At 57.8% G+C, this 13,427-nt stretch carries 13 protein-coding genes and 1 tRNA gene; 1 reads left to right on the plus strand and 13 read right to left on the minus strand.

The genetic code is table 11. From position 1 onward, the window contains the following. Positions 1-2: 2 nt before the first annotated feature. From ACFWW4_RS17130 to ACFWW4_RS17150, 5 genes are all read right to left on the minus strand, one after another. The gene (locus ACFWW4_RS17130) at positions 3-191 is read right to left on the minus strand and encodes a hypothetical protein (RefSeq protein WP_393932459.1); all 189 of its coding nucleotides are present in this window, start codon (positions 189-191) and stop codon (positions 3-5) included. Continuing rightward, positions 188-1,150 (minus strand): carbohydrate ABC transporter permease, encoded by a 963-nt coding sequence (locus ACFWW4_RS17135; protein WP_411891982.1) that lies wholly within the window; start codon positions 1,148-1,150, stop codon positions 188-190. The genes ACFWW4_RS17130 and ACFWW4_RS17135 overlap by 4 nt, the downstream gene beginning before the upstream one ends. Further along, positions 1,147-2,094 carry a carbohydrate ABC transporter permease gene (locus ACFWW4_RS17140; RefSeq protein WP_393932455.1) on the minus strand — a complete coding sequence of 316 codons (948 nt, stop codon included), beginning with the start codon at positions 2,092-2,094 and terminating at the stop codon, positions 1,147-1,149. The genes ACFWW4_RS17135 and ACFWW4_RS17140 overlap by 4 nt, the downstream gene beginning before the upstream one ends. Positions 2,095-2,159: 65 nt before the next feature. Then, complete coding sequence (locus ACFWW4_RS17145; RefSeq protein WP_393932453.1) at positions 2,160-3,479, minus strand: ABC transporter substrate-binding protein; 1,320 nt, start codon at positions 3,477-3,479, stop codon at positions 2,160-2,162. 487 nt (positions 3,480-3,966) lie between these two features. After that, positions 3,967-4,056, minus strand: a tRNA-Ser gene (locus tag ACFWW4_RS17150). Positions 4,057-4,184: 128 nt separating this feature from the next. Here ACFWW4_RS17150 and ACFWW4_RS17155 point away from each other — a divergent pair. Continuing rightward, positions 4,185-5,330: an AI-2E family transporter gene (locus ACFWW4_RS17155; RefSeq protein ID WP_411891983.1), complete on the plus strand. Its 1,146-nt coding sequence runs from the start codon at positions 4,185-4,187 to the stop codon at positions 5,328-5,330. Here the strand turns inward: ACFWW4_RS17155 and ACFWW4_RS17160 are convergent. The 8 genes from ACFWW4_RS17160 to ACFWW4_RS17195 form a co-directional block, all read right to left on the minus strand. Beyond that, positions 5,327-5,689 carry a hypothetical protein gene (locus ACFWW4_RS17160; RefSeq protein ID WP_411891984.1) on the minus strand — a complete coding sequence of 121 codons (363 nt, stop codon included), beginning with the start codon at positions 5,687-5,689 and terminating at the stop codon, positions 5,327-5,329. The genes ACFWW4_RS17155 and ACFWW4_RS17160 overlap by 4 nt on opposite strands. A gap of 2 nt (positions 5,690-5,691) precedes the next feature. Beyond that, entirely contained in the window at positions 5,692-6,339 is a 648-nt protein-coding gene (locus tag ACFWW4_RS17165; RefSeq protein WP_411891985.1) for a M35 family metallo-endopeptidase, read from the minus strand. Positions 6,340-6,343: 4 nt separating this feature from the next. Beyond that, complete coding sequence (locus ACFWW4_RS17170; RefSeq protein ID WP_411891986.1) at positions 6,344-7,060, minus strand: alanyl-tRNA editing protein; 717 nt, start codon at positions 7,058-7,060, stop codon at positions 6,344-6,346. Then, positions 7,057-9,459: a DUF3772 domain-containing protein gene (locus tag ACFWW4_RS17175; protein WP_411891987.1), complete on the minus strand. Its 2,403-nt coding sequence runs from the start codon at positions 9,457-9,459 to the stop codon at positions 7,057-7,059. Before ACFWW4_RS17175 ends, ACFWW4_RS17170 begins: the two co-directional genes overlap by 4 nt. Further along, a complete protein-coding gene (locus ACFWW4_RS17180; protein WP_411891988.1) occupies positions 9,456-10,487 on the minus strand; it encodes a cysteine synthase A in 1,032 nt (343 codons plus the stop codon). The genes ACFWW4_RS17175 and ACFWW4_RS17180 overlap by 4 nt, the downstream gene beginning before the upstream one ends. An 81-nt stretch (positions 10,488-10,568) precedes the next feature. Then, positions 10,569-11,684, minus strand: coding sequence for a gamma-glutamylcyclotransferase (locus tag ACFWW4_RS17185; protein WP_411891989.1), 1,116 nt, complete (start codon positions 11,682-11,684; stop codon positions 10,569-10,571). Between the two features lie 3 nt (positions 11,685-11,687). Continuing rightward, positions 11,688-12,128 (minus strand): TrgA family protein, encoded by a 441-nt coding sequence (locus tag ACFWW4_RS17190; protein ID WP_411891990.1) that lies wholly within the window; start codon positions 12,126-12,128, stop codon positions 11,688-11,690. Positions 12,129-12,165: 37 nt separating this feature from the next. Further along, positions 12,166-13,374 (minus strand): class I SAM-dependent methyltransferase, encoded by a 1,209-nt coding sequence (locus tag ACFWW4_RS17195; protein ID WP_411891991.1) that lies wholly within the window; start codon positions 13,372-13,374, stop codon positions 12,166-12,168. Positions 13,375-13,427 lie beyond the last annotated feature (53 nt).

The following is a 13,427-nucleotide window of genomic DNA, read 5'->3' on the forward strand; positions in this document are numbered from 1 at the left end:
GCTTACTCCGGGAAGTGGCTGACGATGATGAACATCACCGTACCGACAAGTGTGACGATGAACGAATAGGTGAACGCCCAGATCACGAAGGGCTGCATCAGCATGAAGACCCCGACCGCGATGATGATGGTCGCCAGCATCTCCCACGGTCCGCGGCGCAGGCGAAGAAGGCCGTTGAAAAAGTTGCTCATTTGCGAACCGCTCCGAATGTGATCCCGCGCAGCAGGTGTTTGCGCAGAAGGATGGTGAAGATCATGACCGGCAAGACGAAGATCGTGACACCAGCGGCAATAGCAGGCCAGTCGAGACCGCCGATGCCGATGATTGTTGGAATGAACGGCGGCGCCGTCTGGGCATTGGCCGTGGTCAGGAGTACGGCGAAAGCATATTCGTTCCAGGCAAAGATCAGACAAAAGATGGCGGTTGATGCGATGCCGGTGGCCGCCTGGGGCAGGACAACTTTGTAAAAGGCCTGAAAGCGTGTGTAGCCGTCAATCAGCGCAGCCTCTTCGTATTCGCGGGGGATTTCGTCAATGAACCCTTTAAGAAGCCAAACCGCCAACGAGATATTGACCGCCGTATAAAGCAGGATCATCCCAAGATGGGTGTCTGACAGACCCAGGTTTCGGTACATCAGGAAGATCGGGATCGCGACAGCGATAGGCGGCATCATGCGCGTCGACAGGATGAAGAACAGCAAATCATCGGCGAGCGGGATTTTGAATCGGCTAAAGGCATAAGCGGCAAGCGTTCCCAGAAAGACGGATAGAAACGTCGAACCGAAACCGATAATCACTGAGTTCAGGAACCGTTCCCCAAACTTTGAAGGCCCAACAATGACCATGTCGTACTGACGCACAATCTCGTCGGCCCAGTTTTCGGGTGGGTTATTGGCAAGAAATTCCTCGGTCTGCCGCGTGCGCGTTGTGAACAGGTTCACATAACCTTCGAGCGTTGGCTGAAACCCGGCTTCACTGTCACTGCCGATGATGTATTTCGGCGGATAGCTGATGGCGTCAGCTGGGCTCTTGAAACCAGTCAGGCCGATCCAGACGAGCGGGATCATCGTGATCAGCGCATAGGCGATTACCAGCGTACCTGCGAACCATTTGGTTCGATTTGACGGCTCGGTGATGGAAAAGCTGCTCATCTCTCTTTCACCTTGTTCAGGGCTTTCACGTAAATACTGGCGAGGCCGAAGACGGTAACAAACAGGATGATCGCGTAGGCTGACGCGTAACCGGTGCGCCATTTTTCAAAGGCTTCGCGTTTGAGGTTGATTGACGTCAGTTCGGTCGTCGATCCGGGCCCGCCCCCCGTAAGCTGCACCACAAGATCAAACATTTTGAAGTTCTCGATCCCGCGAAACAGAACCGCCAGCATCAAGAAGGGCAACACCATAGGGATCGTAATCGTAAAGAACTGCCGGAATTTGGAGGCGCGGTCGATCTCTGCCGCCTCATAGATGTAATCGGGAATGCTGCGCAGCCCGGCCAGACAGATCAGCATCACGAAAGGTGTCCACATCCACGTATCCACGATGACGATGGACCAAGGCGCGAGGTCAACCGACCCCAGCATCTCAAAGCTTGATGGATCCTTCCCGGTGAAAAAGGCGATGATGTAGTTGAATAGCCCGATTTGCGGCTGATAGAGGAACTTCCAGAAATTGCCGACAACGGCGGGCGACAGCATCATCGGCAGCACGATAATCGTGGTCCACAGGTCATTGCCCTTGAATTTCTTGTTGATGAGCCAGGCCAGCGTGAAGCCGATTAGCACCTGAAAGAAGATTGTCCAGAACAGGAAATGCGCCGTGGCCTGCATGTTCAGCCAAATATCGCTATCCGTCAGAATCCGCTCATAATTGCGAAGGCCGATCCATTCCGGCTCGCGGTTGATCCGGTTGGCCTTGTAGTCTGTAAAACTCAGCCGAACGGTCCAGATCAGTGGAAAAATGTTGACGGCGAGCAGCAGGAAAATCGTCGGAGCAACAAAGATCCAGGCGATGGCCCGATCGGATAAACCCCTAATTTTGCGCGCAACATGAGTTGGCGTTGCAGCGGCAACGCGATCTGCTGTCTTGTCGGACATTTGTCTGGCCTGTCGGTTGGGTGATGCGTCGGGACCGAAGTCCCGACGCCCATTGGTGGATTGGCTTACAGCTTGCCTTCGTCTTCAAAGACTTCGGTCCAGTCCTCGATCAGCTTATCAAGGGCCTCTTGTGCAGTGCCCTGATCGGCCACGACATAATCGTGAACGCGCTTTTGCATGGCCAGAAGAAGTTCCGCATAAGCTGGCTCCTGCCAGAAGTCCTGAACACCCTCCATGGCGACCAGAAAATCCCCGGCGAAAGGCTGGCTTTCGACGAAGCCCGGGTCGTTCAACACGGCGTTATGGGCAGAGTAACCGCCAAGCTCCCACCATTTGGCCTGAACGGCAGGGTCAGCGAACCACTTGATATACTCAAGCGCAGCGTCCTGCTTTTCCGAATAGCTGACGACCGAGATCCCCTGCCCTCCCAATGTGGACGCCGCAATATTCTGGGGCGGGTTCACGAAAAAGTCGATCTTGTCACCACCCGTCGTCGGGTCGGCGTACAGGCCCGGGAAGAAGGCAAACCAGTTCATCGCCAGGGCGACCTGACCGGATTTGAACGCATCCAGCGATTCACCCATATACGCGTTGGTATAGCCCGGAGGTGTCGCTGTCTCGTAGAACTCCTTGTAAAACTCCAAGGCTTCAACGGCTTCAGCAGAGTTTACAGCGCCTTCCATGTCGTATGACCCAGGCTCGTTCTCATACTTGAAGCCCCAGGTATACAGCGCACCGGTCGCACCCATCGTGATCCCTTCAGAGCCGCGCTCGGTAAAGATCGCGGCGCCATAGACGGTCTTGCCGTCAATCTCGCGCCCCTGGAAAAACTGGGCAATCTGCAGCAACTCGCGCTGCGACTGCGGCTCGCGAAGTTCCTCACCGGTCGCTTCCATATAGGCCGCTTGGATATCTTCACGTTCGAACCAGTCCTTGCGGTAAAACCAGCCATTTGCGTCGCCCATCGCTGGCAATGCATAGTAATTCGGCGTGCCCTTTGGCCAAGTTGAGTAGGCATAAACAGTCGCCGGGGCGAAATCGTCCATCGAGATGCCTTCAGTATCAAAGAAGTCGTTCAGCTTGACGTAATGTCCGTTTTCGGCCCCGCCGCCAATCCACTGGCTGTCGCCGATAAGAAGGTCACAGAGCTTCCCGCCGGAGTTCAGTTCGTTCAGCATCCGGTCCGCGAAATTGGGCCAAGGCACAAATTCGAAGTTCATGGTGTGCCCGGACTGCGCCTCAAAATCCTTCGAAAGCTCGACAAGTGCGTTTGCCGGATCCCATGCGGCCCAGCACAGTGTCAGATCTTCGGCCTGCACCGCTGAAGCGGCTCCCGAAACGGCAATCGCGAATGCGCTGGCTCCCGCCAGTTTTGAATAGGTCATTAAATCCTCCCATGTTTCTGCCGCGGACCCGCGCACGAATCGCGACATGCACTCACGATATTTGAGGTACGCACCTCAGGTCCAGAACTTTCTGAGGTACGCACCTCATCTTCGCTAACATATTGACTAATTTCGGTTTCGCGTCGACGTCACCTGCATGATACGCAATCGACGCAACCAACTTGGTCCTAAACAACGCAAAATCACCCGGCCGATCCTTCATCTTCGGCGAACTAGTTTCTAAAGCGATCCTCTGCCACCTACCCGCGATTCCGGAGCAGTTTTCACCGCGCATTTTGATTCGAGACGTAGTTGGGTTCGTGGTGATGATCTGATCCAAATTGGACGACGGCCAAGCAACTATACGCGGTTGACTGGCCTGCTCTCAGCCCTGGCCTGCGATGCGCAGCGCCAAATAAATCGCACATGACCATCACACACCGCTGCACATGAATGGCAGCAACATCGTGATCATTGAGCAAGAAATTGGCGGACAGACAGGGATTCGAACCCTGGAGACGGTCTCCCGCCTACACACTTTCCAGGCGTGCGCCTTCGACCACTCGGCCACCTGTCCGTGGCGTGCGGTTTAGCCTCAACCGCCACCCTTTTGCAAGACCCCCGCACATATGTTTGTGACCGGCGTTTACTCTGTGGCAAACCACGCCCTATAACCGAGGGATGACAGGAAACGAGTAAGCCCAGATGTTGCACGACCCACCCAAGACCGGCCCCACGGACAAGCGGTATGACGCAACCCGCCTGCAGACCGGTGCGCTGGTGATCATTGCATTTGCCGTCGTGCTGTTCTTGCTGGTGCAGGCCCGGTTCATCCTGATTTCGCTGGCCACCGCGATCATCCTGTTCAGCCTGACCAGCGATGTGATCAATTCCATCGCAAGGCTGCGGATCGGGCCATTCCGGATCCCCAACGTGCTGGCCAGTATCGCCGCCATGGTGCTGATCGCCACAGCCCTGATTTCGCTGACCTCCATCCTCCTGGCGCAGGTCAACACCGTGCTGGTCACCACCTTGTCCTATACCGAACGCGCCCCGTCTGCGGTGGCGTCGTTGTTCAGCTGGCTGGGCGAAGATAGCCAGTTGGCGATCCAGAATGCCCTGCGATCCATCGATGTTTCAAGCTCTCTGCGCACTGCCGCCAGTCAGGCCAGCGGGATGACGCAGGCGACCGTTCTGGTCATCCTCTTTGTGGGCTTCCTCTTCGCAGAACGCATCTGGTTCCAAACCAAGCTGCACAATTTCGTTGGTGATCAGGCGCAGGCCGAACGGGTCGGCAAGATCATCCAGTCGATTATCCATCGGGTGAACTACTACCTGCTGGTCAAGACCGTCATCAGCGCCATTACCGGGGCGATGATTTACGTGCTGGCCAGCGCTTTCGGGCTGGAACTGGCCGTGTCCATCGGGATTATCACCTTTGTTCTGAATTTCATCCCCAATATCGGGTCGATTGTGGCGACCGCGCTGATCGCGCTGATTGCCCATGTCCAACTGGGCGACCCGACCATCACGCTTGCCATTTTTGCCAGCGCCGGGGTGATCCAATTTGTCAATGGCAGTATCATCGACCCCATGCTGATGGGGCGTGCCCTGCGCCTGTCATCCTTCGGGATTATCCTGTCGTTGGCGTTCTGGGGGGCGGTCTGGGGCATCCCGGGTATGTTCCTGTCGGTGCCCATCATGGTGATGCTTCTGGTTGTGTGCAGCCATGTGCCGGACCTGCGCCCCTTTGCTATTCTGCTATCCCGCGAAGGCTTGCCCGAATCGGAAAAGATGCTCGATCAGCCAATTGAACGGGATTTGTTTGGTCAGGATGTCCGGCCAGACTAGCGGCTGCGCGCGATCAGAAACCCGATGGCCAGTACAAGTTCCAGCGCCGCTGCGGCGACGATCATCGGTTGTGCCGTGCCGACCGAAAACTCATAAATCCCCGTGGCGGCAATGCCCGCCCACATCGCAGCCATACCATAGCAGATCGCATCCCGCGCAGCACCGGCACCGGTCCCCCGCCCCATCCAGAGCAACACAGCCAGCCCCAGAAACATGGGCGAGGCACGACGACCCAGAAAATCAGCCCCGGCATCTGCCGTAACGCCATAAGACTGCACATAAAACCCGCTATTCAGCAGCAATAGCGGGAAAAGCGCGAGACACAGGATTGCCGAAACAATGCTGACAATGCGAAACACGCTCAGTTCTCCCGATCAGCCGCAGGCGGTTTGCCGGCAACCGGCTGGCGGGCGTAATAGGTCACGTCTTCGGTGAAATACTGATAGCTGTCCGCGTTATCGACAGCGCGGCGCGGGTTGCGGTCCGCCATTTCGGCGCATTCGCTGCGGGAATAGCAATAATCCTCGGTCCCTGCGATCCGGTTGAAATGCGTCAGCTCATGAACCAGCGTGCCTTCGCGGGTCCCGTTATCGCTGCGCCGAGTTCCCGGCTCAAGGGCGGTCAGCGGGGGCAGGTTGAAAAACGGCGGGCACAGATACATCCGGTAAGGCTGGCCTGCATATACCCACGCATAGGTGCCCGCATCACAGCCCTCAACACCAACGGCATCGCATTGGGTGGTCACACCACCGCCCCGTATGGCCGAAACCACCGATTTCAGCGTCGCGCGCACGGCTTCCGCATTGCCTTGGGAATAGGGTCCGAACCAGCGCTCATATTCAGGGGTGTCACCCACCGTACTGGCCGCCTTCAGCGTCAAATCCTTGGCGTTGCGCATGGCATCGTTGATGATGCGCACCTCGTCCTTGTCGCAGCCCAGGTAGTTTTCAGCCCAAGCACCCGCGGCACCGAAAGTCAGCATAAAGCCAAGGATGATCGCGAACCTCACACCACTACTCCAGATGCAGATAGACGCGCCTGTTCTGGCGGCCCTTCTTTTCGATCTTGCCCAATCGCACCTTACCGATCTCCTCGGTATTGGCGACATGGGTGCCGCCGCAAGGTTGCAGATCGGCGGTCTCAGGTCCGACCCCGATACGGATCAGGCGGATTTTGCCGGTGCCGCGCGGCGGTTGGACGGACATCGTCTTGACCAGATCCGGCTGGGCATCCAGTTCCGCATCAGTGATCCATTCCGCGGTCACATGCATGTTGCAGGCGATCAGGCGGTTCAGATCGTCTTCCAGTGCGGCCTTATCCTCCGGCGCGTCCGGCATATCGAAATCGAGACGGCCCTTTTCGGCAGTGATCGCGCCGCCTGACACCGGCAGCGGAATAACGACCGACAACAGATGCAGCGCGGTATGCACGCGCATATGCCGGTATCTGCGATCCCAATTCAGCTTTTGTGTGACCAATTGTCCAACATCAGGCATCGGCGCAGGTTCGGCAGGCAGCAGCAGCACGTCATCCCCCTGCCCCTTCACGGTCGTCGCAATCTCCATTCTGCGGCCCTGCCAGGACAACGTGCCGCTATCGCCCGGTTGGCCGCCCGAGGTGGGATAGAAAACAGTCTGGTCCAGCACGATTCCCCCTTCCGATGTGATCGCAGTGACCGTCGCCGGTGCCTCGCGCAGATAGGCATCATCACGAAACAAAATCGTACTCATTCCTTCTCTCCCCTCAGCACCTCGGGATTGCGCAGCCAGATGTCGCGCTGCGCAAACGGTATCTCGATCCCCGCTTCGGCGAACTTCTTGGCGATTTCATGGTTCATTTCAGACCTTGTGACGATGACATAGTTCACATCACGCAGGATCGCCCGGATTTCAAAATCCAGCGAGTCCGCACCAAAGCCCATAAACAACACAGACGGCGGCGGCGTCATGACGACCATGGGATGCGCCTCGGCAATCCCCCTCAGGATTTCGGTTACCTTATCCACGTCCGACCCATACGCGACGCCAACCGGCACAATCACCCGACCAACCAGATTGCCGCGGGTCCAGTTGGTCACCTGCCCGCTCACCAGATCGGCGTTCGGTACAATGACATCCGTGCGGTCAAAGGTCTCGATCCGGGTCGAACGCACCGAAATCGACCGGACATAGCCCATCTGCCCGCCAACCTCGATCCAGTCGCCTTCGCTGACCGGGCGTTCGATCAGCAGGATGATCCCCGACACGAAATTCGACACGATGTTCTGCAGGCCAAAGCCGATGCCAACCGACAGCGCACCGGCAACAATCGCCAGATTGGACAGATCAATGCCCGCACTTGTGATCGCGATGATGGCGGCAAGGATGATCCCCACATAACCAAAGCCTGCCACGATGGCATTCTGCCCGCCCAGATCAAGCCGGGTGCGCGGCAGGACGGATCGGCGCAATGTGCCCTGAATGAAACGGGTCAACAGGTAACCGACCGCAAAAACCAGTGCGAAGGTCAGGAAATCGGTGGGTGAAATCCGGCTTTCGCCGATGGCAAACCCTTCCCGGAAACGGGTCCAGATTTCCAGCAGATCATCGGTGCGCGCGCCCCAGATCAGCGCAAAAATCGGCAGACTCGCAAGATAAAGCGCAAAACTGATCACGACGGGTATCAGCGACCCACCTGTCGTCTCGGCCCCATCCTTGGCGCGGGTGTTGCTCAGATCATTGACGATCCTCTGCAGGATCAGGATGACACCAATCAGCGCGAGTGAGACCAGCCAAGGCACCATCAGCGCCCGACCAGCATTGTCATAACCCACTGCCGCAATCACCGGCGCAACAATTGCCACCACGGTACAAACCTTGCCCACGATGCCGCGCATGCGGCCTTGCGATACGGTCTCGCCCTCGATCGGTTCCGGCAGGCGCTTGATCTTGCGACCAAGACGCCACAGCAAAACGCCCAGCAGGATCAGAATGGGCCAGACCATCGCAGCGCGTGTTGCCTCGGCCGTATCAATGGTCTGCAATGCCGCCTCAAACAGCAAGGCGACCGCCAGAACCCAGGCAATCGCGATACCATAACGGCGACCGCCAGCACGGGTCGCGGCATCCTGACCCAGAAAACCGGGTTTTTGGCCCACCGGAAAGATGTGGCGGCTCAGCCACCAGGCAAAAACCACCAGAAAACCCGCAACCGGCAGTGCATCAACCACATGCCCGCTACGCAGGCCAAACACGTTCAACGTCTCCAGCCCGGCGGTCATGGCGATCAGGCCCAGGACAGGCACAATGATCTGCCCAAGGGATAAGACGAACAGCCACAGCGGCAACAGGCGCCCCTCGCCTTGGGCCGCGCGCATACGCCAATTCGTCACCCAGCGGCGGGCAAATACCAGCAGTATGATCGCCAGCGCCAGAAAGAATCCCGCGCGGGGAAAGTTGGCCGCCAGACGTCCATCACCCGTTTGCTGATGAAAACCTGCAACGACCTCGGAACTGGTCACCCGAACCACATCCCACAAGGCCAGACCAGCCGCCGCCAAGTGGGTCGGGTTCAGCGGTGACGGGCCGCGCTTGGTCAGTTCAGATGTTTCGCGCAGCAGGATCTGGGCATCGAATTCCCCAATCAGGCCATTCGCCCTTGCATGAGCTTCTTCGGCCAGAATACGCGGCGCGGTCAGATCATCCAACTGGGATTGCAGCGCAGCGCGCCGGTCCGCAATGGCAGCCGGCTCTTCGCCACTTTCGGGCGCGGGGCCAAGTGCGGCAATCTGCGCTTCCACCGTGGCAATCCGGCCCGCATTAATCGTTGTGCGCGACAGGAATTCATCGCGCCATGACACCAGTTCAGCCCGCAAGCGATTGATTGCAAACCGTGATGCATCGCCACGACGCGCCAGATCCTCGGCGCGCGAGGCCAGTCTTTCCCAAGCAGGTTCATCCGATGGCAGATCGCTGGTCCCGATTTCAGGGGCCTGCTCCTCTGCTTGCGCAGCTTCGGTGGTTGGTGCCGCTTCCTCGGCCTCGGGCCCAGTCTGCTCAGCAGGCGCGGGCTCAGCCGTATCTGCCTGCTGCGCATGGACGGCCAACGGCCAAAGCAGCAATGCAATCGCAAGGAAAAGTGGGCGGATCATGCCTCTTCGAACACCGACGGCACATCAATCCGGGCTTCGAGCCACTCAGGAACCGGCAATCCTTTTTCGCGCATGAAGTCAGGGTTATAAAGTTTGGACTGATACCGCGTACCGTAGTCGCAAAGGATCGTGACAATCGTATGTCCGGGCCCCATCTCGCGCGCCATGCGTATCGCTCCGGCAATATTCACGCCGGTTGAACCACCCATGCATAGCCCTTCGTTCTGCAACAAATCAAAAATAATAGGAATGGCCTCTTGATCGCTGATATTAAAGCAAAAATCAGGCTTAAGCCCTTCCAGATTCTTGGTGATACGGGCCTGCCCAATCCCTTCCGAAATCGAACTTCCCTCCATCTTCAACTCACCCGTGGTGTAGTAGGAATAAAGTGCCGCGCCATCGGGGTCGGCAAGGCCCATCTTGACGCCCTTGTCCTGGAGCGCCATTGCCACACCAGTCAGCGTGCCACCTGATCCGCAGGCACAGATGAAACCATCCACCTTGCCGCCTGTCTGCTCCCAGATCTCGGGACCGGTGGTTTCGATATGGGCCTGCCGGTTGGCCACATTGTCAAACTGATTGGCCCATATGGCACCGTTCGGCTCTGTCTTGTTCAATTCATTAGCCAAACGCTCGGAATAGCGGACGAAGTTGTTGGGATTGCGGTAGGGTGCTGCAGGCACCTCGACCAGTTTTGCGCCCGCCAGTCGCAACATATCCTTCTTTTCCTGGCTCTGCGTTTCCGGGATCACGATCACCGTCTTGAACCCCATCGACGCACCGACCAGCGCAAGGCCGATGCCCGTGTTCCCGGCTGTGCCCTCAACAATCGTGCCGCCCGGGCGCAGCGTGCCCTTGGCGATGGCATCGCGGATCATGAAAAGTGCGGCCCGGTCCTTGACCGACTGTCCTGGGTTCAGGAACTCGGCTTTTCCCAGAATGGTGCAGCCCGTCGCCTCGGACGCGGCACGCAGTTTGATCAGGGGGGTATTGCCGACAGCGTCGGCAAGATCGGTTCGGATTGTCATCGGCTGGGCCTTTCATTGCGCCTGATATGTGTAGGACCCTGTCCGACCGACATCAAGAGATCGCGCAACCCGGCGCGGCGATCATGCCATGCCGCGCAACCGGTCCCGATGATAAGCCAGCCAATAGAGCAGATGATGCAGCGGGCCGGTTGCGATCTCGCCGCTCTCGGCCAATGTCATAGCCTGATCGAACGACAGCGGGTGCAGCCGCAAATCCTCGTTCTCCTGCTCCAGCCCACCCAGCCAGCTTTGGGTGCGGGGCAGATCGCACAAACCCACAAAGCAATAGAAATAGTCGGTCGATGACCCGGGCGACGGATAATACTGACCTGCGGGCAAAAATTCCTGCGGTTCAACACCTGCCTCTTCGATCATCTCGCGGCGCGCGGCCTCTTGCGGTGTTTCGCGTGCGTCGATGATCCCGGCAATAGGTTCCAGCATCCAGGGGTTCGGATCCTGACGTGCCGCGGGCCCCAGACGGGCCTGCTCGACCAGCAACACCCTGTCCCGCGCCGGGTCATAAGGCAGTATCATGGCCGCATCGACACCCAGAAATGCCTCTCTGACAAGAACATGAGACTGCTTGCGATCAAACCGCTGATGCGTGATATCAAGGCTTTGCAGGCGGTAAAACGATCCCAACGGCGGGCGTTGCGCGACAAACTGAAAATCACCCGGCTTGATCGCACGCCGCACGGTTGCAGGTGCCGCCGCTGCCCGATGTTTGGCCCAGGCCCGGTTTTCGATCATCGGCCACATGCCGCGCAATTCACCATGATCCGGCAGAGGCCGATGCGAAAAAAGCTCTGCGGCCGCCAAAACCGCCGGGGCCAGATGCCCCTCTTCCCAGGTCTCCAGCGACCAGTCGCCGGGGCCCGGCGCATTCCGGGTTGTCGGCAGATAGGTCTGCGCGGCCACCGGCATTCCATCCACCTCGACCGTGACGGGCGAAAGTTCATAGCCAAACGCGCGTTCATAAACATCAAGACGCGCGATCTGCTGATCAGTCAGATCGGTCCAAAGAGTGCCGTCCGTCGTCGCACCGGCATCAGCGACGATAAAGGGAACGACGTTGTCGCGAAGGGGGTGACGCCGATAGCCCCGCAGGGTGGCGCTACGCGCTTCCAGATTGCCCGGCCCCGCCACCGCCTCCATCAGCGTGGCCGACATCAGTGTGCCGTAGACGAACAGATCCATCGGTCAGGGATACCGTTTGGCGAAATACTCAGAGATCAGGGCGCAAATGATGCCGCCAACGACGACATTGATAATCAGATTGATGTCGTAAAAATCCTGGCCCAGATCAACCATCAGGGCAAAAACATCGACGATAGCATCCATCGGGCCGTCATAAAGGCGGCGCAGCGATTTTCGGATCATGTCATAGAAAGAGATTAGAAAAACCATCCACAAGGTGTAGGCGGCAGCGCCGGTCAGCCCGTTCCCGATGGCGGCGATGTAACCGCGCCCAGCCCGGCTGCCAACCACCATCCAGCCGACCAGAATACTGACACCGATAGAAAGCGGGACGGCATAACCTGGCAGGTTTCCTTCTGGAAAGAACGGTGTCGCCTGCAGGGCGATATACCAGCCGTAGATGAAAAAGGCCAAGGCGGCGGCAAGGCGTCCAGCGGTAGGCATGTCACTGCGTCCTCATTCGGGCCGCGAACGGCCTTCTTTATGGGGCGCGTGTCACGGTAATCTGCGTTACATCGCAGTTTCCGCTATGAAAAGTGCCCGCGCAAGAGGTCAGATAAAAGTTCCACATACGCTTGAACCGTTCATCAAAGCCAAGGGCGGCAACCTCGTCCCATTTGGCGTTGAAGGTTTCGTGCCATCGGCGTAGCGTCTGGCTGTAACTCTCGCCGAATTCAATCGACCGGGCCACTTTTAATCCAGCCTTTTCAATCTCTTGGCGCAGAACGACCGGGCTAGGCAGCATGCCACCGGGGAAGATGTACTTCTGGATGAAATCGACGCCGCGCTTGTAAACCTGCCAGCGGCGATGCTCGACCGTGATGATCTGAAGTGTTGCGTGTTTGCCCGGTTTCAATCTTTCACGCAGGGTATCAAAGTAGACAGGCCAATATTTTTCGCCCACCGCCTCGAACATTTCGATGCTGGCGATGCCGTCATAGATGCCGGTTTCATCGCGGTAATCCTGCATCTTGATCTCGACCATGTCGGACAATCCGGCCTTGGCGATGCGGTTGACGGCGTAATCATGCTGTTCCTGGCTGATGGTCAGCCCGGTCACCTTTAGACCGCGCTCTCTGGCGGCGTATTCGGCAAACCCACCCCAGCCACAGCCGATCTCAAGCACGTGATCGCCGGGTTGTGCGCCCATCTGATCGACCATGCTCTTGTATTTCTCGATCTGCGCGGCCTCCAGGCTTTGCTGACCGGTATCAAACTTTGCTGAGGAATAGGTCATCGTATCATCCAGCCACAGGCTGTAGAATTCATTGCCAAGATCATAGTGATAGCTGATGTTCTTCTTGGCCTGGGTCTTGGAATTACGCTGCATCCAGAACCGCATCTGTTCGTAAAACCGGACAAGGAACTGACCGGGAAACCCGTCATACATGTCCTCGGCATCATCATGAACCAGATCCATAAAGGCCATCAGATCGGGGGTGGACCACCATCCGTCCATATAGGCCTCGCAGAACCCAAGATCGCCCTCGCGGATGGTGCGGGCAAACAGATCGTCGTTATGGACATGGACCTCGGCAACAAAACCCGGGTCAGGGCCTTCGGCGCGAAAATGCCGCCCATCCGGCAGGATGATGTCCACACGCCCGCGTTTCATATGTTTGATTTTGTCGAACACGGCCGCGAAATAGCGTGGCAGTTGCGTCTGCCCATCGGTACTGGTGATGATCATGTCGTCCCTGTTTCTTCTTTGCCGCGCCACAGTGCCTGCCCGCACAGCTTTCA

Origin of the sequence: Yoonia sp. SDW83-1, assembly GCF_046762885.1 — a bacterium.
In the GTDB taxonomy this organism is placed as follows: Bacteria; Pseudomonadota; Alphaproteobacteria; order Rhodobacterales; family Rhodobacteraceae; genus Yoonia.

What these genes read in the sequence shown, in the direction of transcription:
- ACFWW4_RS17130 (WP_393932459.1), bottom strand. Translation starts at nt 191, where the DNA reads ATGAGCAACTTTTTCAACGGCCTTCTTCGCCTGCGCCGCGGACCGTGG.
- ACFWW4_RS17135 (WP_411891982.1), bottom strand. Translation starts at nt 1,150, where the DNA reads ATGAGCAGCTTTTCCATCACCGAGCCGTCAAATCGAACCAAATGGTTC.
- ACFWW4_RS17140 (WP_393932455.1), bottom strand. Translation starts at nt 2,094, where the DNA reads ATGTCCGACAAGACAGCAGATCGCGTTGCCGCTGCAACGCCAACTCAT.
- ACFWW4_RS17145 (WP_393932453.1), bottom strand. Translation starts at nt 3,479, where the DNA reads ATGACCTATTCAAAACTGGCGGGAGCCAGCGCATTCGCGATTGCCGTT.
- ACFWW4_RS17155 (WP_411891983.1), top strand. Translation starts at nt 4,185, where the DNA reads ATGTTGCACGACCCACCCAAGACCGGCCCCACGGACAAGCGGTATGAC.
- ACFWW4_RS17170 (WP_411891986.1), bottom strand. Translation starts at nt 7,060, where the DNA reads ATGAGTACGATTTTGTTTCGTGATGATGCCTATCTGCGCGAGGCACCG.
- ACFWW4_RS17175 (WP_411891987.1), bottom strand. Translation starts at nt 9,459, where the DNA reads ATGATCCGCCCACTTTTCCTTGCGATTGCATTGCTGCTTTGGCCGTTG.
- ACFWW4_RS17180 (WP_411891988.1), bottom strand. Translation starts at nt 10,487, where the DNA reads ATGACAATCCGAACCGATCTTGCCGACGCTGTCGGCAATACCCCCCTG.
- ACFWW4_RS17185 (WP_411891989.1), bottom strand. Translation starts at nt 11,684, where the DNA reads ATGGATCTGTTCGTCTACGGCACACTGATGTCGGCCACGCTGATGGAG.
- ACFWW4_RS17190 (WP_411891990.1), bottom strand. Translation starts at nt 12,128, where the DNA reads ATGCCTACCGCTGGACGCCTTGCCGCCGCCTTGGCCTTTTTCATCTAC.
- ACFWW4_RS17195 (WP_411891991.1), bottom strand. Translation starts at nt 13,374, where the DNA reads ATGATCATCACCAGTACCGATGGGCAGACGCAACTGCCACGCTATTTC.